Origin of the sequence: Blastopirellula retiformator, assembly GCF_007859755.1 — a bacterium.
Classification (GTDB): domain Bacteria; phylum Planctomycetota; class Planctomycetia; order Pirellulales; family Pirellulaceae; genus Blastopirellula; species Blastopirellula retiformator.
In genome coordinates this window covers 1,264,608-1,288,278 of sequence record NZ_SJPF01000001.1, presented here as the reverse complement: position 1 = coordinate 1,288,278, position 23,671 = coordinate 1,264,608, and the positions used below count along the sequence as shown (strand labels likewise).

The window sequence follows — 23,671 nt, the reverse complement described above, 5'->3', positions numbered from 1 at the left end:
TAAATCAAAGGGGGCCGATTCACCAACAAAACCGGGAATTCCCCGAGTCCGAGGCGAGAATTCTGCAATTTCGCGTCCGAACTAACGAACCCGGCGTCGCCAGCGCCGACGAGAGATGCTGAACTTCGCATCAGGCGTCTCGCTAGCCGCCTGATCGAGCGCCTCGTTGACCGCTTTGGTCCGCTGTTGATCTTCACTCGGACGCATCGCGTAGGCGGCCATCATCAGCGCGCCGCCAATCCCCCCCGGCAGCATCCAGCGGCGGCGGAGCGAGACTTGCTCTTCGGCCGCTTCGGCTTGTTCTTCACGCAACAAGGCGGCGGAAAGATCAGGCGTCCATTCTTCAGCCGACGGCGCAGCGGCTTCAGCGGCCCCATCCTCGTCGGCCTCAAACCATTTCTCGTACTGGGCGGTCCAGACTTGCTCGGCCGACCCATCGACCGCCCCCTGCGGGCCGTCGATGCGCACGTATCCTTCTACCCGCGCCGCGGCGGAAGCTGCCCCGCCACTGGCGCCATCGGGCGCATCGGAGGCGATTTTTTCAAAGTAGTAGACGTCGGGCTCTTGTTGACCGGCGAGCAAGATCGAAACCTTGTAGCGTCCCGGCAAGAACCGCGTGTTCTCTTGAATGTACTGCTTGACCTCTTCGACCGTGCTGAAGCCTTGTAGCACGATTCGCTCGCCCACTTCTTCGTCCAGGGCGTTGACGATGACGACAACGACTTCCTGCACCTGGTTGAGCGAACCGCCGTCCGACTCAAACGAGCTGTTAGTCGTCACCGCAAAGACCGTGTCCGGCAAGAAGGCGACCGAGGCGAGTTCCGGCGCCGACGGTTGTTCAAACGGCGGCGGCTCGGGCGCAAATTGAACGCCGACCGGAATAATCACCTCAAAGGCGTCGGTCACCGAGTTCAAGTCGCGGAAGTTAGTTTCGTCGACGACATTGTCGTACAGGTTGATCTGCGGATCGTTGAAGACGGTGATCGTGACCGTCGCCCGTTGTTCGGTCAGCGCGAAGCCCGAGTTGTACGTATGCTGCAGCGTCTGAGCGCCGTCGACCGGATCCTTAAACAGGTAGATCGACTGCGAGCCGTCTCCCCAGTCAACCAACACCCGCTGGTTCTGCTCGACGAAGACCGGCTGACCGTTGACGTCCATCGTCGACGAATCGCCTAGTTGCGTAATCGTCGCGTTGACCTGGAACTGGCCAAACCCAACCCCCTTGGCGATCTGCGAGGTCGACGCATCAGGATCGACGCTTTGGGCGGTTCGTTGATAGATCGGTCCGAACTCACCAACCTCGATAAAGCCTGGCTGCGTATCGACGTCAACAAACGTGGCGAACGAATGGACCGCGCCGATCGATCCGACCGAGTCGGACAAGGCCCCGCCCACAAACGGCGTCAGCGTGTTGTTGTCGGGGTTGAACAGGAAGAAGTCGGCAGCCGAACGCATCACTAACAGCGAGTCGCCGGTAATGTTGAGGTCTCCCCCCACGATCGCCGTGAAGGCGTTGTTGGCGACGCCGCCGCCAACCATCCGGACTTCGCCAAAGACGACGACGTTGTCGAGCGGATCAGCCCCGTTTTCGGTAAAGTTCAAATCGCCGGCGGTCTGCACGAACATATGCCCCGCCGATACGCCCACCGCCGAAAAGGCGGGCGTAAAGTCGGCGATCGCCACATCGTCGCTGTTGGCGACGTCGAAGGCGAGCGTGACCGGATCGGCCGCGATCGTCCCTTTGGCGTCGGTGACCAGGCCAACCGTCAGGCTATTCGCGTCCGACAGCACGATCGAATAGGCGCCATCCATGTTGGTTTGCGTTTCTGGCGTCGTGCTCGGTCCCTTCGGCGCAAACGTGTCGTCGTTGGAGTCAGGCAACAAGCTCGAAATCGCGTCGGTGGTCCGCCGCCCCAACAAACCATCGTTGGCGGCGTCATCGGCGTTCAGCGTCGCGCCCGGCGTCACTTGCAAGGTATCGTGAGCCTGCAGCGTCGCCGTGTTGAAATCGACATTGGTCATCACGATGCCGCCGCCAGCGACCAACAGCGCCTGGTCAGCCTCGATCAAGGTGAACGCGGCGCCGGTCCGCTCTTCATTGATCTGCACCAGATGGCCGTCGGTCTGCAAAGCCAGCGTTCCGGCGATGGTCGAGCCGTCCAGCAGCAACAACCCGCTATCGGTCGTCGAGGTCTCAGTGATCGAAACGTCGCCGCCAACGCTTAGCGACAACCGCCGCAAGTCGATCGCGTCGCCGTCGGAATCGCCCAGGTGCACATCGGTCGCGGCTCGCAAGATCGCCAAACCGTCGACCTGATCCTCGGCCGATCCCGCCGTGGGCGCCGTCGTTAGCTCGGCAACTTCCAGAGTCGTTCCAATCGCATCTTCGATTGCACCGCCGCTCTCCAGCACCAGCGAGTTGGCCAAGTTGCCGGCGTCACGAAGCGGATTGCCATTGTTCAGCAGCGTGTCGTTATCTTCGTGGATCGTGACGTCGCCGATGTCGGCCACAAAGTTGAGCGACCCAAACTGCACGCTAGCTCCGCTGTCGGCGCCACGATCGAGCGCGTTGACCGCTTTCGCCGTCACGCCCAGGTCGATATCGCCCAACTGCGAGGCGAAGTAAGCGTTGTCGCCAATCGTCAGCGTATCGGCCGCCTCGTCGGCAAGCACGATATGCGAGTCGGCCTCAAGCACCGCATAGCTGGTCGTCTCGATCGACGTGCCGCCAACGGCGTCGATTTGCAGATCGGTGATCGTGGCGTCATTGGCGACGTTGTCGGCGATCAGCACCGCCGTCTCGGCGAAGTTGGTGATCTCGGTCGCCCCTCCCCCTTCACGCCTCTCGGCATGGGTGATCGCCATCGATTCGTCTTCGCGAATCGTGACGTGCACGCCGTCGTCCAGGTTGGCTAGGCCATTGAAGGTGACGCTGCCAAGCGATACGGCGGCGCCGCTATCGGTTGCGCGTGCAGCGTCGTTCGGACTACTGGCCGCATTGACGTCCTGAACGCCGATGCTGATTTCACGCGTCACGCCTGGCGTGGCGAAGTAGTTGTCATTGCCCGAGGTAAACAGAGCGTTGCCGACGACGGTCAGTTGGTCGGTCGCTTGATCGGCCAAGACGACGTTGTTTTCGGCATGGAACTCGGCGAAGTTGCTGACGGCGACGCTCGTACCGGCCCGATCGCGAAGGTCTCCCTGATTGGCGACCAAGACGAGCGTGCCTGCCTGGTTGTCGCCGAATAGCAGCATGCCGCCGTCTTCATGCACCGTGACGTCGCCGCCGACACTTTGTACCTGAAGTGCGCCAAACTGGACCGTGGCGCCGCTATCGGCGGCGCGACTGGTCGCCAGAGGAGAAGTCAGCGTCACGCCGAGATTAATCACCTCACTGCCGGTCGAAATGAACGCCGCCTCTGCGCCAACGACAAACCTATCGGCTGCGTTGTTACCCAGCGAAATCGTCGTTCCGGCCGTCAGTGCCGCCGTCGTATCGACTTCAACCGTCGTGCCGTCGGCATCTTCAATAAAGCTGTCGGAGATCAGCGTCAGCGATCCGGCGTGATTGGTGCTGCCGCCGGCAAACGCCGTGTCGGTGATGGTCATGCCGGGGATCGGCGACACAAAACTGCCGACCGTCGCCGACTCGGTGATTTGCACGTCGCCCACCGCGTCAAACGACAACGTGCCGAAATTGACGCCGCTGGTGTCGGTACCAACCGAGACCGCTCCGCCTGATTGAAAAAAGGTGTTGCCGTCCACCAATAGCAGCCCGGTCGGATCGGCATTGACCAGTGAGATGTCGCCATTGGCCAAGAATCGGGCGTCTCCGCCAATCTGCGTCGTATCGCCCCCGGCCGAGCCGATCGTCCCGCTGGAGCGCAACACCAGGTCGGCGGCCCGGTTCTCGTAAGTCATCCCGGCGAAGTCGCGATTGGCCAAAATCGCATTGCTGTCGATCTGCAAATAGACATTCGCCACAAGGCCATCGGAATAGAAGGTCAGACCGTCGACTTCCAGCAGCGCGCCGCTGTCGCTGGCCAGCGCATCGGTAACGCCAACGCGAATTTCGTCCCCGGTGGTCGTCGCGAACAGGGCGATGTCGTTATCGACGGCGCCGTCGCTAAGCCCCAACGAATAACGCCCCAGATCGACGCCGTCGACCGTCACCAAGGCCTGATCGGCCAGCAAGATCTCACCGCCGGCGATCATGACCGAGCTATTGGCGACGTCGACGCTGGCCCGCAGGATGGTCTCTCCCATCGAACCGTCCGAGTCGGCGTCGGTTAACGTACCGTCGCTGATCAACACCAGCGAGTCGGCTTGGTTGACAAAAATGACCGGCGTGCCGTCGAGATCGAACCGTCGCGACGCGAGCTCCGTCGCGACGGTTTCATGAATCACCACGTCGCCGCGGGTCGCGCCGCCATCGCCGCTGAAGAAGGTGAGCGAACCAAATTCGACCGTCGCCCCGCTTGCCGTTCCGTCCGCATCGCTGGCCCCAACGGTGATCGCGTCGCCGCCGCGGGCGTAGAAGAACGCGTTGTCGTCGATCGCCAAACTGTTGGCCGCTTCATCCGCCAGCGAGATGGTCCCTTCGGCGACGAAAATGCCGTCTTGCGCTGCGATCGAAACGCCATCGATATCGGAGATCGAACCGCCGATACCGAGCGTTTCGAGAATCAATTGATCACCTACGTTGACGTCGTCGTCGATGATCATATCGGCACTGGAAAACTGGATCCGCAAATCGCCAGTGATCGTCCCCGGCAGCGTCGGGAAGAGCGCCGCCGTGCTGACGTTGCGATAGAAAACGTCGGCCAAGTCGCCGCCGGCTGCGCGGAACTCGGCATTCTGAATTTTGTTTTCGGCCAGGAAGGTCGTGACCGGTTCTCCCAGCGGATTGGCGGTCGTGTCGCCAAACAGGTTGATCACGCCTCCGGCTGCCGCCTCAAAAATCGCGTCGCCGACAACCGTACCGTCGCCGTTCACGTCGAGATCAATTCGGTCGGCGGTCAGCGCGTCGCCATCTTCGACTTGGATGATCGAGCCGTCAGCCGCCAGGAAGAGACTCGCCGCCAGATTGACGCCGGTCACTTCCATGTCGGAGTCTTCGCGAATCGCGACCGCATCACGAACGCCTGACCCATTGTCGCTGACAAACGTCAATTGCCCGAAGTTGACCGTCGCTCCGCTGTCGCTGCCGTCGGCCAAGCCCGTATCAACGCCAACGTCGATCGTGGCGCCCCCCACCGAGACGAACTTCGCCAGGCCTACCGCCTGCAGCAGATCGGCCCCATCTTCGGCCAGGGTGATTTTCTCCTCCGCCGTGAAGGTCGCGTCGCCGCTGACCATGACCGAAGTTCCGGTTCCGTCGGCAATTTCGCCGCTCGAAGTCAGGCTCAACGTCGACGCGACGTTGGTCCCGACCAGCAGCGTCCCGTTATCTTCTTGAATCGTGACGACGCCGCCGTTGAAGGTGAGCGAACCGAACTGCGTATCGCTCAAGTCGCCGCCGACGGTGATCGACGAACCGCTGACCGAGGTGAAAGTTGCCAGGTCGCCCACATGCAGGACGTCGCCGGAAGAATCGGCCAGCAGAATTTCGTTCTGCGCTTCCAAGGTTGCCGTGCCGGTCGCATCGATCGACGTCAGCGCCTCGTCGGTCAGCGCATCGGCCGTCGCCAGGAACAGGTCAGACGCTTTGTTGTCGCCGGTGATTTCCATCGCGGAATCTTCGCGAATCGTCACCCCCCCACGGCCAAGCATGCCGTCGTCGCTGACAAACGTCAGTTGATGGAAGTTGACGTCGGCCCCGCTGTCGCTACCGTCCGCCAGGCCCACATCGACGCCCACGTCAATCGCCCCGGCGCCAAGCGAAACGAACTTCGCCAGCCCGCCGACGTCGAGCACATCATTCGTCGTATCGGAAAGCGTAATGAACGTCCCGGCGGTGTAGGTCGCGAAATCATCCACGTCAATCGTCGTGTCGGGCTTGTCGGTGATCGACTCCGCCGAAGTCAGCGACAGCGAGCCGGCGACATTATCGCCGGCCAGTTGCGTGGCATCATCCTCTTGAATCACCACCGCGCCGGCGCTGCTGAAGTTCAGCATGCCGAACGTCGCCAGGCCAGCGTCGCCAATTGTGATCGCGCCCGAATCGAGCGAAACGAACGTCGTCATATCGGCGATCGTCAGTTCGTCGCCGACGGTATCGGCCAGCGCAATACTGTTCTGCGCCTCGATGATGGCCGCGCCGGTCGCATCGATCGTCGTGACCAGTTCGTCGGTGATCGAGTCGCCCGAGGCCAGAAAGAGATCGGCCGCTTTGTTCTCGCCGGCAACTTCCAGGCTCGAATCTTCCCGAACCGTCACATTTCCCCGGGCGCCCATTCCGTCGTCACTGACAAACGTCAATTGCCCAAAGTCGACCATCGCGCCGCTGTCGCTGCCATCGGCCAGCCCGGTATCAACGCCAACGTCAATCGCCCCGGCGCCAAGCGAGACGAACTTCGCCAGGTCGCCAACATCGAGCACGTCGTTGGTGGTATCGGCAAGCGCAATGAAAGTTCCGGCCGTGAAGGTCGCAGCGCCGTCGACGTCGAGCGTCGTATCCGGCTTGTCGGTAATCGAAACGCCGGAAGTGAGCGTAAGCGAGCCGGCGACGTTATCGCCGCTCAGCTGAATCGCATCATCCTGGTCGATCACCACCCCGCCGCTAGTGCTGAAGCTGAGCATGCCGATGTTGACCAGCCCAGCGTCGCCGATCGAAATAACGCCGCCGCCCAGCGAATTGAACGTCGCCATACCAGCGATCGTCAACTCGTCGCCGACATTGTCGGCCAGCGTAATGTCATTCTGCGCGATGAAGACCGCCGAGCCAGTCGCATCGACCTTGGTTCCAATGGCATCGGTAATCGATCCGCCGGAAGCGAGAAACAGATCGGACGCCATGTTGTCGCCGGCGATTTCGGTGCTCGAATCCTCGCGAATCGTCACCGCGCCTCGGCCCAGCATGCCATCATCGCTGACGAACTTCAGCTGGCCGAAGTTGACGGTCGCCCCACTATCGCTGCCATCGGCCAGTCCGGTATCGACGCCAACGTCGATAGCCCCGGCCCCTTCCGAAACGAAGGTCGCCAAGCCGGCGATGTCGATCTCGTCGGTTGCGTTGTCAGCAAGTGTGATCGAAGTGGCGGCCGTGAAGGTCGCAAAATCGGCGACGTCAAGCGTCGTCCCAACGTCGTCGGTAATCGCCCCGGCAGAGCGGAGGTCGACCGAGTCGGCGATATTAGCGCCGGTCAGCTGGGTCGAGTCGTCCTCTTGAATGACGACCGCCCCGGCGGTGTCGAAGTTGAGCGATGCAAACGTCGTCGTGCTTTTCGCGCCGCCGACGGCGATTGCGCCGGATCCGAGCGAAACGAAGGTCGCCTGGCCACCGATGTCGATCACGTCAGCAACGCTATCGCCCAGCGTAATGGCGGCGCCGGCCGTAAACGTGGCGGCGTTCTGGACGTCAATCGTCGTCCCAGCGACGTCGGTGATCGCATCCGCGGAGATCAAGTCGAGCGAATCGGCGGAATTGGTACCCGCCAAAGCCATCGCGTCATCTTCCTGAATCGAAACCGCTCCGCCAGAAAAACGGAGCAGATCAAAGGAGGTGGTGCTGTCGTCGCCACCCACGGTGATGGCGGCGCCGTCGGATGACGCGAACGTCGCCAGACCGTCGACATCGAGCAGGTCGCCGGTCTCGTTGGCGAGCAGAATTTCATCCTTCGCGGCCAAGGTTGCAGGCCCACTCACCTCGACCGTGGTCAGCGGCGCGTCGGTGATCGAGCCGGCCGAAGTCAAGACTAGCGATGTCGCCTGGTTCGATCCCGCCAAAATCGTCGCATCATCCTCGCGGATGACGACGCCGCCGCCGTCAAAGGTCAGCGAACCAAACAGCGTCGTACTGTCGCTGGCGCCGACCGTGATCGCGTCCTTGTCGGACGAGGTGAACGTCGCCAGGCCGCCGACTTCCAGGTAGTCGCCCATCTCATTCGCGAGTGCAATGTCATCTTTGGCGGCGAAGGTCGCCGCGCCGGTGACGGCGACCGACGTCATCGAATCGTCGGTAATCGCACCGAGGGAAGTCAGCACGAGCGACGTCGCGTTATTAGTTCCGGCTAACAGCGTCGAGTCGACTTCCCGGATCACAACTGCGCCGCCGTCAAACGTCAGCGAGCCGAAGTAGGTCGTACTATCGTCGCTCCCCACGGTGATCGTATCGCCATCGGTCGAAACAAATGTCGCCAGGCCGCCGACGCCGATCAAGTCGCTGGTTTGGTCGGCCAGTAGAATTTCGTCTTTCGCGGTAAACGTGGCGTCGGTGACGACCTCGACGCTGGTGACCGGGTCGTCGGCGATCGAACCGCCGGAGGTCAGCACGAGCGAGGTCGCTTCATTCGATCCCGTCAGCAGCGTGGCGTCGTCTTCCTGAATCGAGACCGCCCCGCCGTTGACATTCAGCGAGCCGAACAGGGTCGTGCTATCCGCGCCGCCGACGGTGATCGCGTCGGCGTCGGCCGAAAGAAACTTCGCCAGTCCGCCCACGTTGATCCAGTCGCCCGCTTCGTTCGCCAGCAGGATTTCGTCTTTCACCGTGAAGGTGGCCGCGCCGGTCACTTCGACCGTCGTCATCGACGCGTCGGTGATTGATCCGGTCGCCGCCAGATCAAGCGACGTCGCGTTGTTAGTACCCACCAGGGTGATTCCGTCATCGGCCTGGATCGCGACGACGCCGCCGTCGAACGTCAGGAAGCCGAAGAACGTCGTGCTACTTGCGCCCCCCACGGTGATCGCGTCATCATCGGCCGACGTGAAAGTCGCCAGATCGCCGATGTCGATCATGTCCCCCGCCTGATCGGCGAGCAGGATTTCGTCTTTCGCGGCGAAGGTCGCCGGTCCGGTCGTTTCCACCGTCGTCGCCATGGCGTCGGTGATCGAACCGCCCGAGGTCAGACTCAACGATGTTGCGACGTTGGCGCCCGCCAACTGCGTCGCATCGTCTTCTTGGATCGTGACGCCGCCGCCGTCAAAATTCAGTGAACCGAAAGTGGTGGTGCTGTCAGCATCCCCGACAGTAATCGCATCCGAGTCGGACGAGGCGAATGTCGCCAAGCCGCCGACATTCAGCAGGTCGTCGGTCTCGTTCGCCAGCACGATTTCATCCTTGGCGGCGAAGCTCGCCGCACCAGTCACTTCGACCGAGGTCATCGACGCGTCGGTGATCGAACCGCTGGAAGTCAAGCTCAGCGAAGTCGCCTTATTGGCGCCGGTTAGAATCGTCGCGTCGGTTTCCTGGATCGAAACGGCGCCGCCGTCGAACGTCAAAAAGCCGAACAGCGTCGTGCTATCAACAGCGCCCAACGTGATCGCGTCACCATCGGCCGAGGCGAATGTCGCCAGGCCCGTCACGTCCAGGGTATCGTCAGTCTCGTTGGCCAGGACGATTTCATCTTTGGCCGCGAAAGTCGCCGCGCCGGTCACTTTGACGGTCGTCATCGACGCATCGGTGATCGAACCGCCCGACGTCAAACGGAGGGACGACGCCATGTTCGTTCCGGTCAGCAGCGTCGCGTTATCTTCTTGGATCGTCACCGCTCCGCCATCGAAGTTGAGCGAACCAAACAGCGTCGTGCTGTCGTCTCCGCCGACCGTGATGGCGTCACTGTCAACCGAAGTGAAGACCGCCAGACCGTCGATCTTCAGCTGATCGCCCGACTCGTTGGCCAGCAAAATTTCGTCCTTGGCCGCGAGCGTCACCCCCCCAGTCGCTTCGACCGTCGTCATCGACGCGTCGGTGATCGAACCGCCGGAGGTCAAGTTAAGCGACGTCGCCGAGCTTGCGCCTGCCAGAATCGTCGCATCGGTTTCCTGAATCGAAACCGCGCCGCCGTCGAACGTCAAAAAGCCAAAGAGCGTCGTGCTGTCGCTGGCGCCAACGGTGATCGCATCGCCATCGGACGAGCTGAACGTCGCCACTCCTGAAACACTGAGCAGGTCATCGGTCTCGTTCGCCAGCACGACTTCATCTTTGGCGGCGAATTTCGCTGGGCCGGTGACCGCGACCGACGTCATCGCCGCATCGGTGATTGATCCGGTCGCCGCCAGATCAAGCGACGTCGCGTTGTTGGTTCCAACCAAAGTGATTCCGCCGTCGGCCTGAATCGCAACCACGCCGCCGTCGAACGTCAGGAAGCCGAAGAACGTCGTGCTACTGGCGCCCCCTACCGTAATCGCGTCATCATCGGCCGACGTGAAAGTCGCCAGGTCGCTGATGTCGATCATGTCCCCCGCCTGATCGGCGAGCAGGATTTCGTCTATCGCGGCGAAGGTCGCCGGTCCGGTCGTTTCCACCGTCGTCGCCATGGCGTCGGTGATCGAACCGCCCGAGGTCAGACTCAACGATGTTGCGACGTTGGCGCCCGCCAGTTGCGTGGCGTCATCTTCCTGAATCGTAACGACCCCGCCGTCAAAGTTCAGCGAACCGAACAAGGTCGTACTGTTGGCGCCCCCGACCGTGATCGCATCGCCATCGGCCGAGGCGAACGTCGCCAAGCCGCCGACACTCAGCAGATCGCCAGTCTCGTTGGCCAGCAGAATCTCATCCTTCGCGTCGAAAGTCGCCGCACCGGTGACGGTGACCGACGTCGTCATCGCGTCGACAATCGAACCGCCGGAACTCAGGCTCAGCGAGGTCGCTTCATTCACGCCGCTCAGGATCGTGCCGTCGGTTTCGACAATCGCGACCGCTCCGCCACGAAAATTGAGCGAACCAAATTGGGTGCTGCTGGTCGCGTCACCTAACGAAATCGCCTGGTCGTTGGTTGACTCAAAGGTCGCCAGTCCGGTCACCTGCAGCGTATCGGAGTCGTCGGCCAGCGTAATTGCATTGGCGGCCGTCAGCGAAGCCGAGCCGCTCACCATCACCGAGGTCATCGCCAAGTCGGTGATCGTATCGGTCGAACTCAAGTTGAGCGAAGTTGCAGTGTTGCTTCCGGTCAAGACTGTCGCGGCGTCTTCCGCAATGGCAACACTGGCGCCAGCGAAGGTCAGCGAACCGAACTGAAAACTGTCATTGGTCTCATCCCCCAAGTCGATCTCGGTTCCGGCCGACAACTCGGCATTGCCCCCGACGGTCAACTTGGCGTTCGCCTTGTTTGCAATCTCGGCGGTCGACGAAAGATAGAGCGAACCGGAGTTGCTCGTTCCTTCCAACAACATTCCGTTGTCTTCCGCGATCGAAACGGCGTCGACCGTGCCGAACCGCAGCGAGCCAAAGCGGAACGTGTCGCCCGGCTGATCGCCGAGCGTGATTTGATTGTTGGCGTTGCCATTGTTGCCGTCGGTCGCAAGAAATTGCGCCGAGTAGTCGACGACCAGTTTCGCATTGGCGGCATTGGTAATCGCGCCGGTTGACTCCAGGTACAGCGTCGCCGCCTGGCTGGAACCGCTCAACTGAGTCTGGGCGTCTTCTTTGATCGAAACCCCAAAGTCAGAATCAAACGTCAACGAACCAAACTGCAGGTTGTCGGACGTCTCGTTCCCCAGCGCAATGCCGGTTCCGGCGATGAACGTCGCATTGTTGGCGACGACCACCTCGGCGTTGGCGGCGTTTTGAATGTAGCCGGTCGACTCAAGCGTCAGCGAATCGGCCCCACTGGCGCCGCTCAGTTTCGTGTCGGAGTCCTGGGCAATCGAGACGCCGCCCGGCGAGGTGAACGTCAACGTACCAAAAGTCAGCGAATCGCCCGATTCGCCTCCCAAGTCGATCGCCGTATCGCCGTTCAGCACCGCGCCGCCGCTGACCGTCACCGCCGCATTGGCGACGTTGCCCAACGTGCCGACCGTCTGGACGTCGAGCGATTGGGCCGTGATTTGATCGAGGTCGAGATCGCCAGCGTTGTCGTTGATCATCACCACATTGGCGGTGGTCGTTCCGGTCGCCGAGATGACGTTGAACTCATTGTCGGCCATGTCGACATAAATGCTGTCGTCATCCAGCGTCTTGAAACTGGCGTTGCCGTCGACCTTGATCGACGTCAAAGCGTCTTGGGCGATTACTCCCTGGGCCTGGTAGACCAGGTCGCCGGTGATGTCGATATTGGGCAGCGCAATCGCAGTCGTGTTCTGCGTATAGATCAGCGTCAGGTCATTCAAGCCGCCGCTGCCGGCCAACGTGCGAATCGCCAGCGGAATCGCAGCGTCGGTCGCGTCATTGCGCAGGTAAAAGTTCTCCGGCGTCTCCGGTCCGCTCAGCAGAAAATCAGCGTCCCCCGAGGGGAGCAAGTTTCCTGCGTTCTGCAAATCAAACGTCTTGCCGGCGGTCACAAATTGAAAGTCGACCGTGTCGGTCACTTCGACCGTCGTCATCGCCGCCTGGGTCAGGTTGCCGCCGGTGATCGCGACCAGATTGGCCGCCCGCACGTCGCCCAACTGCAGGTCGTTGGTATCGGCGATCGTCGCCATGTCGGCGTCGACAACGTTCAGGGCGTTGACCGAGACCGCTCCCTGGAAGTCGTTGTTAGCGTTGCCCAGCAAGACCTTCCCGCCGATCACGTCGAGATCGGTATTGCCGGTGACGACGACTTCCCCTTTCTGGGCGATGTCGCCGGCCGCGGTCAGATCAATTTTCAAAGCGCCAAACTGCGAGCCGAGCGTGTCCGCACCGAGCTCAACTTTGGGGCCGCTCAGCTGCATCAAGTCGGCGGTAGAGCCGGCGACGCCCAGATCTTGCGACGTGGCGAGCTTGATTTCGCCCCCCTCGACGACCTTCAGTTGCGAGATCTCGTTCGCCGTCGACTCGAGCGTGACGTCGATCGACGCGCCGTTGATTGCGGTGAACGTCACCGGCGTCCCGAGCGGCGTCAGCAGATCGGCCCCGGTCTGATTCACTTCGGCGTCATAAGTGTCGCCCTCGACCGAGACGAACTTGGCGACGGTGAAAGAGTCTCCCAAGACCGCGCCCTGAAATGTAACCCCTTCAATCCCTTTCGCGATCAGGCCTTCACTCAGATTGGGGTCGATTAAGACGCTGTTATCGATCAACGTGAGCGATTGATTCTCATGCACGCCCCCGGTGTCGACCATGGCGATGCCCTGCACTTCGCTCGCCTTGCCGTCGGCCAACAAGACGTTGTTTTGATCCCGCACCTCAAACAGCGTATCGGGGCCCGAATCGGAGTAGGTGACGGTGACCGCGTCGTTGTCCGCATCGGCGGTGATTTGCAAGATGCCGCTGCCGTCGACCATCGCGGTCGCGCTCAACACCATCCGCGGCTCCAGCTCTCGAAAACGGAGCTTGGTGTCGAACTGATCAAAGAACCGCTTGCCGGCACTGCTATCGCCGCCGCGCGATTTCCGTTTCTGCTTGCGCGAGAAGACTCGCTTGCGGTTCATTCGGTAGCGTCCCTCGGTCAATCGCTCAGCGGGGGCGTGAGCGGCGCGCGGTCAGAAAACACTGCCAGCGAGGGATGCGTGTGCCGCACTTAACCCCCCTAGCCGTCAAAAGATACGTATTTTCTCATTCAAATTACGTTTTTGGGAATGTCAACGAAGGACCGCTCCATTTCCCTCATTCCTACGGCATTCGGACGCCAAAATCGCGCAACTCGTTCTGATCGGCCCGTTTTGCCTCACCGACAGGGCTGAATTTGCCAAATCTGCGGAAGCTGGACCGCCCCCGGCCACCTTCGCTGGACTACCCACCGGCCAATTGCCGATCGAAGGAAGACGGAGTCTCTCGGCCCCTTTCGCAATTGCATGGTGAAGACGAAGGATGCGTCACTTCCACACGATCTGCCTGTTCGCCCTACCCCTCTGCGGAGCCCTGCTGGCTGGCGGGCAGGTTTGCGCCGAAGGTCCCGCAACTCCGTTTCGCATTCGTCCCGCCGCGTTTGTCCAACCGACCGAGACGCCCCAACTGGGACCGGTCGACCCGGCGCCTGACGAGATCATCCCCAAAGGAACGATGGTCACCGAAGACGATATTCTTCCCCCTGGCGAACGCTATGGCGAGCTTTATCGGTCGGTCTCCGACGGCAAGGATCCGTTCAAGCACATGACGCCGGAGCAACTGCAGACGCTGCTCGAACGTCGCCCGGCCGACACCTACACGATCAACACCGGCTACCGCGATCCCGAAATCCAGACCGGCCCCAATCACCAGGTGAAGCTGCCGGCCAACGTCGCCGCCGAACTGTTCGCCGAGTATCCCGAAGTCGACACCATCTACGGCGTGCAGCGCCCCTGGGCGCCTTCGGTCGCCATGTGGGAAGCCCCCGCCTTTTACCACCAGCCGCTCTATTTTGAAGAAGTCAATCTTGAGCGCTACGGCAATCGCCATCGCGTCATTCAGCCAGCCGTGTCGGCCGCCCACTTCTTCGCCAACACGATCATGTTGCCCTACAAGATCGGCGTGAATCCTCCCTGCGAACGGATCTACACCTTGGGCCACTATCGCCCCGGCGACTGCAACCCGCACGATCGGCACGGGCTCCCCTGGAGCTGGCGCGGAGCGGTCTACATGGGAACCTTCTACACCGGCGCCGCGTTCGTCCTGCCGTAGCGTCTAGCGCGTTTTTCTGATAGCTGTAGCGTTTCTGGCGTTGGTGAGGCAAGCTGGTCAAGGCGACCGAAGCAGGCGAATTCCTCAAGATTCGTCAATGCAGGTCAACGCCGACCAGCGCGGCCGCAACCAGCCAGAACGCTAGCTGCCTGTTGAAAAATGCCCTCGTGGCATTTTTCAACCTCGCCAGGCTCAGAGCATCGCTCTTCGCGGCTCGCAAAATAACGACTTACGTCGCTATTTTGGGATCGCATCCCTACGATCCAGCAGCCCGTTGAGAAAATCAACGGACTGCTAAAGATTGAAGAAAACCGCTCTACTACGTTACAGCTCGAACCGGAAGTTGCCGCTGATCCACCGCGAGATCCGTTGGCCGAGCGAGAGCGAACGCCCCAGCACGACCGCTTTGCCCCGGGTGCCTGGCAACAGCTTGATTGGGACCGAGTCGAGCTGGACGGTCGCCTGATACGAACGTTCGACCAGCGACATTTCGCCCGCCTCCCCTTCCTCAACCGGCAACTGGGCGTCTTGGGCCAAATTGCGCGGAGCGGCGATCACCTCATCGCGGGAGATCTCGACGATCTTCCCTTGAATCGTCGAGCCAGTTAGTCCGTCAAACAGCAGCTTCACCTCGTCGCCAACATTCACTAGGTCGACGTCGCGCTGGTGGATCAGCAGTTGGGCTTCCATCTGGTTGCTCTCGGCGACGATCGCCAACAGATCGCCTCGCTGCAGCAGCGCGCCCCGATTCTGCTGCTGAAGCGGCGTGCCGGTCCAACTTGGCAACTGCCGTTGGCTTTGCCCCTCTTCCACTCGCAGCGGCGGCGGCATCACCACGCCGTCGCTGGGCGACTTGATGGTCAGTCGCTCGGCATCGCGGCTGACCACGTCTAGCTGTCTTTGCAGGTCGGCCAGTACCGCCTCGGCGGCTGGAATCTGCGCCGCGACGGATCGATCATTGTTCAGCTGGCGACGGAGATTCTCGACATGCTGCCGCTGCTCGCTCACATCGCCGGTCAGTTCGACCCGCCGCAAGTCGAGATCATCGTTGACTAGTTTCGCCAGCGTCTCGCCGGCAACGACATGCTGGCCGGCCGCGACGGTCGATTCGATCCTGCCTTCGACCGGCACGTAGATCATTTGCGACTCGGCCAATTGCGCCAGCACCGGGGTCTGAACGCGAGCCGCCCAGCGGATCTGCGCTAAGCCCAACAAGACAAAGGCGCCTACGACGGCCGCAATCGCCAGGCGTTTTCCTCGAACTTCGCGCATCGCCATCGGTCGGTTCCACCAGCGGAAAAATCGAATCGCTGGCTGAAACAGCAAGCCTGCGATTACCAACACGACGACCAGATCGCCCAGCGGCGTCAGATCGTTCGCCTTCAACATTTTATAGACGAACCACACCAGTACGCCGATCACCATCGTGCGGTAAACGAGCGCGGCGATCCCATACGCCTGCAAGAACCGGGGGTTCGCGTCAAACGGCATTTCGTCCAAGTCGCGCCTGGTAAAGAACCGCAGCAGCGGACGGCGAATCGCTTCGCTCGCTTGCTGCGACAGGTTCGGCACGTCGACCCAGTCGGCGAAAATATAGTAGCCGTCGTAGCGCATCAAGGGATTGCCGTTAACCACGAGCGTACTGACGCTGGCGACCAGCATCACGCTGAAGCAGATCGACTGCACGACGCCCGGCTCGCTGAAATACCACAGCACCGCACAGAGCGACGCGACGATCAACTCGACATACATTCCTGCCGCCGATACGAACATCCGGCGGTTTCGGTCGGGCAGCAGCCACGCGTCCGAAACGTCGCAGTACAAACAAGGAACGAACGCCAACAACATCACGCCAATCTGATGGCACTCGCCTCCAAAGCGTTTGCAGGCGAGCGCATGCCCCAGTTCGTGCAAAATCTTGACCAAGCCCAGGGCGATCGCCATCCACAGCAGGTTTTCTCCCTGAAACAGCGACTGCATTGTCGGCAGGCGCCGGAAGATCTCCTCGACATGTAGCAGCCCCAGCAAACCCAGCACGCTGGCAATCGTCAGCACGGCGATCACCGTCGTCTTTTGAAACAGCCAGGCGAAATAGGGAGCGACCGCATCGAGCGACCGATCTGGATCAACGCCGGGCAAGCGGATCGACAGAACCGACAACGGCGCCGTCGACCACCGCCAAAGGCGATCTCGTTCGGCCCGTTCTAACAGTTGCTTCGTCTGTCCCGCGACTCCGGCGATCGCCAGGCCCCGGGAATGCAGCGAATGGCAAAACGTATGAATCTCGACCGGGCGAATTTTCAGCGGGGCGTATTCCTCTTGGTACGCATCTTGAATCTCGGCGACCGACATCTGGCCATCGAGACGCCGCATGATGAACATCTCATGCTCGCCGAAATAGAAGTAGCGCAGCGTCACCGGATCCTTCACCACAAAGCGGGGCTCCAGCGTTCCCTGCTGCCGGGCGATCTTTAGATCAGGGCGGATGCGTACTTTCAGCGAGACGGCCACGATTATTTATCCACCGTTACTTCGGCAGGCGGCGTCTCCTTGTCGTCATCGCCCGCGATCGACATTTCGACCCGCAAACCGGGGCGAAGTTTCAAATCGGCGTTTTCGATCTCGACCCAGACCCGCACGTCGCCATTAACCGGATCGACTTCGGGATCGACGAAGGTCACTTTTCCCGGCACGACTAGCTGGTCGCTGTTGGGCAGCGAAACCCGCACCGTCGCCGCCCGATCTTCCAAGCCGATCGCCGCCTCTTCGCTGCGGACGAAACCTTCAGCCCGCAGGCGATCAATCCGCACGATCTTCACCACCGGATCAGCGATGTCGACCCACTCGCCGACGCGGCGAAAAACATGGACGACCATACCTTCGATCGGCGCAACGATCTTATGCTTCGCCAGACGCTCTCCGGTGATCGCCGCTTCCGCTTCTTTCAGGTTGGCGGTCAGCTTGGCGATCTCTTGCTGTTCGCTCGACTGTTCAATCTCCAGCCGGTTCTTCTCGGCCAAGAGCCGCAACCGATCGAGCTCGGTTTGCGTCACCGCATTGGGGAAATTGGCGATCGCGTCGAGCGCTCGCTGCAGTTCAGCTTGCGAGACTTCGAGCGACTTTCGTGAGAAGCGAATGTTGACGTCGTTGTTCGCTTCGCGTTGGGCGATGGCATGCTCCGCCTGTTTGGCGACCAATTTCAATTCCATCTCTTTGTCGCCGATATGGGCGAGCAGTTCGCCGCGGTCGACGATTGTTCCTTCGCGGACCTGCATCTTGTCGAGGGCGCCCGCTTGCTGGGCCGGCACTTCGACCGTCTCAATGATCTTGAGCAACGTCGAATTGACTGGAATATCGCCAGCGGTCGCCGGCGCCGCGATCAATGCGGCCAGTCCCAAGGTCCAGGGCAAGAGTCGTTTCATTTCGCTGGTTACCAGAAAAGGCGGCGGCGGACCGCTTCCCAAAGTTCGTGCGTCCAAACGTAAGCCAAGCTTCGCGTGCCGCAATCGACCCGGCCCGAGACCGAAACGCCCGGACGCAGGAAGTCGACTTCCGACTTGTCGAAGCTGGCCGTTAACAGCGCCGCCGGCTCGTCGGTTTCGCTGCCAACGTCGATCACTTGCGACACTTCGATCAGCACCGCTGGATGCTTGACGCCGGGTTCGCTGACCAGATGGAAAGTGATCGCCAGCGGCTCGTCGCTTATCGCCTGAGCGTCGAGGATATGCTTGGTGCGCCGATCGGCCGCTTCCAGCTGCAGCACCCACGGTCCGTCCACTTCGGCGACCTTCAGCAGTGAATCGCCTCGCGACACCGGGCGAGCCATCAACGTTTCTTCAATCTCCCAGCTCAAAATCTGTCCTGCGACCGGCGCCGTCAAAGTTAGGCTCTGCTGCTGAGCGTCGAGCAGCTGCAGTTGCTGCTGCAAGTTGTCGATCCGCCGGGTCAGGCGAATCTCATCGGCCGACAGTTGCTCGCGATCGGCGGTGCGGCTGTCGCGACGGTCGTCGCTACGGCGCAGATTCTGCGTCCGTTCAACGCGGACGGCGTCCAGCTCGGACTGCGCCGCCGCCAATAGACCAGCCGTTTCGGTCTGCTTCAGTTCCAGATCCGGCGAGCGGAGCTTGGCGACCACCTGTCCGGCGTCGACCATCTGACCATGTTTCACCAAGATCTCGTCGACGTAGCCATCGAGCGGGGCGAAGAGCTGCCGCTCGACTTCGGGCTGCAATTGCCCGCGGACGTCGATCTCGAACCGAGCCGGAATTAACCAGGTCGCTAGCAAAACGAGCAACACCGGCAACACATACCGCATCGTGCGCGAAAGCTTCCGCCACCCGAATTGAGCCAGCGTTACGCCGACCAGTTGCATCAAGCCGCGCAAGGGAAGCCGTTCGTAGCGTTGCGCGTTGTCGAGCGCCAGCGCCGCCGTCTCGGCCAGGCCGCGCGTGCGCGACGCCAGACGCTCTACATCGGTCGCTTCCAACTGTTCGACGATCATCACGCCGACCAATGTTCCTTCGCCGGCAGTTTTCTCATCATCGCGCCGGTCATCCTCACGGATCAGCGGCGTCGCAATCACCAGGCGTGCTGGCGATTCTTCCAGATAGTCGACCAGCGCCTCTTCGATCTGCGGCGGCAGATTTTCGCGATCTCCGCGGAAGATGATCGGTTGCTTTTGTTTGGCGACGGCGGTGGCGAGTCGCTCCAGCTTGCGAACGACCGCCGCGCGACGGTTGATAACGTCGATGCCGCTGATCGCCTGCACACAGGCGACCGGACCATCCCACTGCGCGACGCTGATCCGATCGGCGTCCAGCGCCAATCGCCCGTCGTTGGCGATGCGGTAACAGGTTCTTTTGACGTCGAGATCGCGATGGATGTCGTGAGCGAAATAAAGTTGATTCTTCCAGTTCTGCTCGGCGCCGGCAAAGTCAGCCAACAGACGCCGCTCTTGGTAATGAACGGCGATCTCGCTAAAGGCGTCCAGCAACCGCAGCTGCCCGTTCTGCGTCGCCGTCGGCAAATCGGCCGGTTGATACAGGACGAGCAATCCGCTGGTTCGGGCGACCATTTCCAGCGGCGCGGCCATCATCAACCGGGCCGTTCCTCCTTGCTCACCGCCGCTGACGATGGCCGAAGCTTTCGGTTTGCGGAGCGCCGCTTCTAGCGAACAGGCGTCGATATCGATCGCTACGTCGCGCTGAGCGGCCGAATAGACCTTGTCAAAACCTTGTTCGTACAACGGCTGCAGGCTCCGCGAAGCGCCGACTTGCCAAATGGCGGCGCCGGTGGCGGACGCGGCGAAGATCAACCGCGACAGCAACTCGGGCCAAAACTCTTCCGGCGGCGACGCACCTTCGGCCAGATCGGCCAGTTCGTCCAGCAACGAATCGAGTTGACGGCGAGCATCCTCGGCCGTGGTGACGGAGATTGGGGACTCTGAAGACATAAGCGGACTATAAAGTGGCGCTACGGCTGGCCATCCTACCCAGACCGAGGCCTCTTTTTGCGGCGGCGTTCCTCGCCGCGCAGCCGAGAGCTTGCATGATAATGGTCAGCACCGATCAGGGGAAATCGGATCGACTGACAGGTTCCAATATATTCACACGTTGCTCAGCCAGACGTCGCTTTCTGAAAACCTGCTGCCGCAGGTCGACATTTGGCCCTCACAACCCGCCCAAACCTCCTAGCCGGCGCCTTTTTAACCGGAAGCGAAATGCCGCGGGATGCAATTTCTCCCCGTACGTCGACATGATCCTACACTCCCGAAGGCGCGCTGCTGCGCGCCAAACATCGACACGCCAACCTCCTTCCCAGACGCGAAAGCCGCCCCTGATGTCCGGACTCAATCTGAAATCACTCGTCGGCAAGCTCAACCCGGTCTGCCGCGGCGCTCTCGAATCAGCCGCCGGACTCTGCCTGTCGCGGACCAACTACAACATCGAGGTCGAACACTGGCTGACCAAAATGCTGGAAGCCCCGTTCACCGATCTCGAAGCGATCCTCAAGCATTGCGAAATCGATCGCACGCAGTTCACCACCGAATTAACCCAGGCGATCGATCGCTTCAAAACCGGCAATGGCCGCCCCCCCAGCATCGCCCCGTCGGTCGTCGATCTGGCCCGCGACGCGTGGCTATTGGCTTCGGTCGAATATGGCGAGTCGGCGGTCCGCACCGGGCACATCATGCTGGCGCTCTTGAGCGACGAAAACTCGAAACGGGCGATCGTCGGCAGTTCGTCGGCCCTCGGCAAGATCTCGGTCGAAGCGCTCAAACGCGAACTCCCCAGCATCACCGCCGAGACCGACGAATCGACCACCAAGTCCGAAAAGACCGACGCCGCCGACGGCAAGCCGAAAAAGGCTTCCAAGACTCCGTCGCTCGACCAGTTTACTGTCGACCTGACCGAGCGGGCCAAGAGCGGCGCCATCGATCCAGTTCTTGGCCGCGATGACGAAATCCGCCAGATCGTCGACATCCTCTGTCGTCGTCGTCAAAACAACCCGATCCTGACCGGTGAGGCCGGCGTCGGCAAAACGGCGGTCGTCGAAGGGTTTGCCCTCCGCATCGCCGCCGGCGATGTGCCGGAAGTGCTGGCCAACGTCTCGATTCGCACGCTCGATCTCGCCTTGCTGCAAGCAGGCGCCGGCGTCAAAGGAGAATTCGAGAACCGCTTGAAGTCGGTTATCGAAGAAGTCAAAAGCTCTCCCAAGCCGATCATCCTGTTCATTGACGAAGCCCACACCATGATCGGCGCCGGCGGCCAAGCCGGTCAGGGAGACGCCGCCAACTTGCTGAAGCCGGCTTTGGCTCGCGGCGAACTGCGCACCATCGCCGCCACCACGTGGGCCGAGTACAAAAAGTACTTCGAGCGTGACGCCGCCCTAGCCCGCCGCTTTCAGGTCGTAAAGGTCGAAGAGCCGAGCGAACCGAAGTGCATGGACATGATGCGCGGCCTAGTCGCGACGCTCGAGAAGCATCACGCCGTTCGCATCTTGAACGAAGGAGTCGAGTCGGCGGTCAAACTTTCCAACCGTTACATCAGCGGTCGCCAACTGCCTGACAAGGCGGTCAGTCTGCTCGATACGACCTGTGCCCGGATCGGCCTCAGCCAGAACTCGACGCCGCCGGAGATCGAAGACGCCCATCGTCGTATCGAACAACTGACGACCGAGATCGCGATCCTCGAACGCGAAATGGCGGCCGGCGCCGACGATCACACCGCGGCGATCGCCGACCTGGAAACGACTCGCACCACCGAAGCCGAACGCCTGGAGAAGTTGAACGAGCGTTGGGCGAACGAGAAAGAGTTGGTCTTCAAGATTCGTGACCTGCAAAAACAGCTGATCGACGATGACGCCAAGCGCGGCGCCCCGGTCAAAGAAGGGGAAGAACCGCCGGTCCTGCTGACCGACGAGGAGCGGGCCGACATTCGCTCGCAAATCCAAGCGACCCACGCCGACCTGGAAGAAGCCCAAGGGGAAGATCCGCTGGTTCACGTTTGCTGCGACGCCGCCGCGGTGGCCGAAACGGTCGCCGCTTGGACCGGCATCCCGGTCGGCCGCATGGTCTCGAACGAGATCAAGACCGTCATGAACCTGCAAAACCTGATGGAAGAGGCAGTCGTCGGTCAAAACCACGCGATGAACCAAATCGCCGAAAGCATCCGCACCTCGCGCGCTCACCTCGACGATCCGAGTCGCCCGATCGGCATCTTTTTGCTGGCCGGCACCAGCGGCGTCGGCAAGACCGAAACGGCCCTGACGCTGGCCAACTTGCTGTACGGCGGTGAGCAAAACCTGACGACGATCAACATGTCGGAGTTTAAAGAAGAGCACAAGGTTTCGCTCTTGATGGGCTCCCCTCCCGGCTATGTCGGTTACGGTGAGGGTGGCGTGCTGACCGAAGCGGTTCGCCGAAAGCCGTACAGCGTGATCTTGCTCGACGAAATGGAGAAGGCGCACCCCGGCGTGCAGGACATCTTCTACCAGGTCTTCGACAAAGGTCACATGAAGGATGGCGAAGGTCGCGACATCGACTTCAAGAACACCGTCGTCATCATGACCTCCAACGCCGGCACCGATCTGATCATGCAGCTCTGCCGCGATCCACAGCGTCAACCGACGCCGGAACAACTGGGCGAAGCGCTGCACGAAGAGTTACTGAAGACGTTTAAGCCAGCGTTTTTGGGTCGCGTCAACGTGATCCCTTACTTCCCGCTGGCCGACGACGTGATGAAGCAAATCGTGCGTCTGAAGCTAAAGAAGGTTGGCAAACGGGTCAAAGAAAACTACAACGCCTCGTTCGACTACACCGACACGCTGGTCGACGCGATCGCGGCTCGCTGTACGGAAGTCGACACCGGCGCCCGGAACGTCGACAAGATTTTGACCCGCACGCTGCTGCCGGAACTGTCGTCAGAGTTTTTGGCCCGGATGGCCGAAGGAGACGACATCGGCGGCGTCAACGTCACGGTCAACGAGACGGGGGACTTCGCCTACGAGATTTCGTAGTTCGAGGTCAGAGAGAGCACAGCGCACGTCGAGGGCGGTCATCAGCAGGGCCGCCTTTTTTTTGCGCTAGAGAAGTTTGAGAAGTTCGTCGACCGTCAAATCGGCCTGCCGAAGAATTGCCCGAACGGTCCCGCGTTTCAGCTCCCCCTTCGGAACAGTAATCCCTCTCGGCGGATCAGCCCGTTAGAGGAACGCGTGACTCCCTTTGCCACGTCCGGGCTGTTCCTTGAACCCGACCTTAGCGAGGGCTCGGCACAGATCACGAGAATGGAGAATCGGGAGAGGAGGCATGACCACTTCCACTTCGTGCGTTTGGCACTACACAACGCAGATCTGGACATCGAAGGAATCGACTGCCCCGCCGCTTGCATGCCGTCAATCCAGGTATCGATCGCATCGCGAACGTTGGCAATCGCCTCTTCCTTGGAATCCCCTTGGCTAAGGCAGCCGGGCAGACTCGGAACCTCGGCAATCCAGCCGCCATCTTCCAAATCGGGATACAACACGACCTGTCGCATGGGTCAAAACCTCCTCGAATCG

At 61.1% G+C, this 23,671-nt stretch carries 7 protein-coding genes; 2 read left to right on the top strand and 5 right to left on the bottom strand.

What is annotated here, in order from left to right; all coding sequences use genetic code 11:
* Positions 1-81: 81 nt before the first annotated feature.
* Positions 82-13,446 (bottom strand): hypothetical protein, encoded by a 13,365-nt coding sequence (locus tag Enr8_RS05320; protein WP_146429546.1) that lies wholly within the window; start codon positions 13,444-13,446, stop codon positions 82-84.
* Positions 13,447-13,825: 379 nt separating this feature from the next.
* Between Enr8_RS05320 and Enr8_RS05315 the strand changes: the two genes are divergently transcribed.
* Entirely contained in the window at positions 13,826-14,614 is a 789-nt protein-coding gene (locus Enr8_RS05315; protein WP_146429545.1) for a hypothetical protein, read from the top strand.
* 324 nt (positions 14,615-14,938) lie between these two features.
* On the opposite strand, the gene Enr8_RS05310 is transcribed toward Enr8_RS05315, so the two are convergent.
* From Enr8_RS05310 to Enr8_RS05300, 3 genes are read right to left on the bottom strand one after another with little or no spacing between them, the layout of a single operon-like run.
* Positions 14,939-17,125 carry an HlyD family efflux transporter periplasmic adaptor subunit gene (locus Enr8_RS05310; protein ID WP_146429544.1) on the bottom strand — a complete coding sequence of 729 codons (2,187 nt, stop codon included), beginning with the start codon at positions 17,123-17,125 and terminating at the stop codon, positions 14,939-14,941.
* Between the two features lie 2 nt (positions 17,126-17,127).
* The gene (locus Enr8_RS05305; protein ID WP_146429543.1) at positions 17,128-18,036 is read right to left on the bottom strand and encodes an efflux RND transporter periplasmic adaptor subunit; all 909 of its coding nucleotides are present in this window, start codon (positions 18,034-18,036) and stop codon (positions 17,128-17,130) included.
* 8 nt (positions 18,037-18,044) lie between these two features.
* Complete coding sequence (locus Enr8_RS05300; protein ID WP_146429542.1) at positions 18,045-20,066, bottom strand: efflux RND transporter periplasmic adaptor subunit; 2,022 nt, start codon at positions 20,064-20,066, stop codon at positions 18,045-18,047.
* Between the two features lie 386 nt (positions 20,067-20,452).
* Here Enr8_RS05300 and tssH point away from each other — a divergent pair, with 386 nt between their 5' ends.
* A complete protein-coding gene (tssH, locus tag Enr8_RS05295) occupies positions 20,453-23,131 on the top strand; it encodes a type VI secretion system ATPase TssH (RefSeq protein WP_146429541.1) in 2,679 nt (892 codons plus the stop codon).
* 137 nt (positions 23,132-23,268) lie between these two features.
* Here tssH and Enr8_RS26575 read toward each other — a convergent pair whose 3' ends face one another.
* A complete protein-coding gene (locus Enr8_RS26575; protein ID WP_222434797.1) occupies positions 23,269-23,649 on the bottom strand; it encodes a type II toxin-antitoxin system HicB family antitoxin in 381 nt (126 codons plus the stop codon).
* Positions 23,650-23,671: the final 22 nt, after the last annotated feature.

Excerpts from the sequence above, each read along its gene's own strand:
- Enr8_RS05320 (WP_146429546.1), bottom strand. The coding sequence starts at position 13,446 with ATGAACCGCAAGCGAGTCTTCTCGCGCAAGCAGAAACGGAAATCGCGC.
- Enr8_RS05315 (WP_146429545.1), top strand. The coding sequence starts at position 13,826 with ATGCGTCACTTCCACACGATCTGCCTGTTCGCCCTACCCCTCTGCGGA.
- Enr8_RS05305 (WP_146429543.1), bottom strand. The coding sequence starts at position 18,036 with ATGAAACGACTCTTGCCCTGGACCTTGGGACTGGCCGCATTGATCGCG.
- Enr8_RS05300 (WP_146429542.1), bottom strand. The coding sequence starts at position 20,066 with ATGTCTTCAGAGTCCCCAATCTCCGTCACCACGGCCGAGGATGCTCGC.
- tssH (WP_146429541.1), top strand. The coding sequence starts at position 20,453 with ATGTCCGGACTCAATCTGAAATCACTCGTCGGCAAGCTCAACCCGGTC.
- Enr8_RS26575 (WP_222434797.1), bottom strand. The coding sequence starts at position 23,649 with ATGCGACAGGTCGTGTTGTATCCCGATTTGGAAGATGGCGGCTGGATT.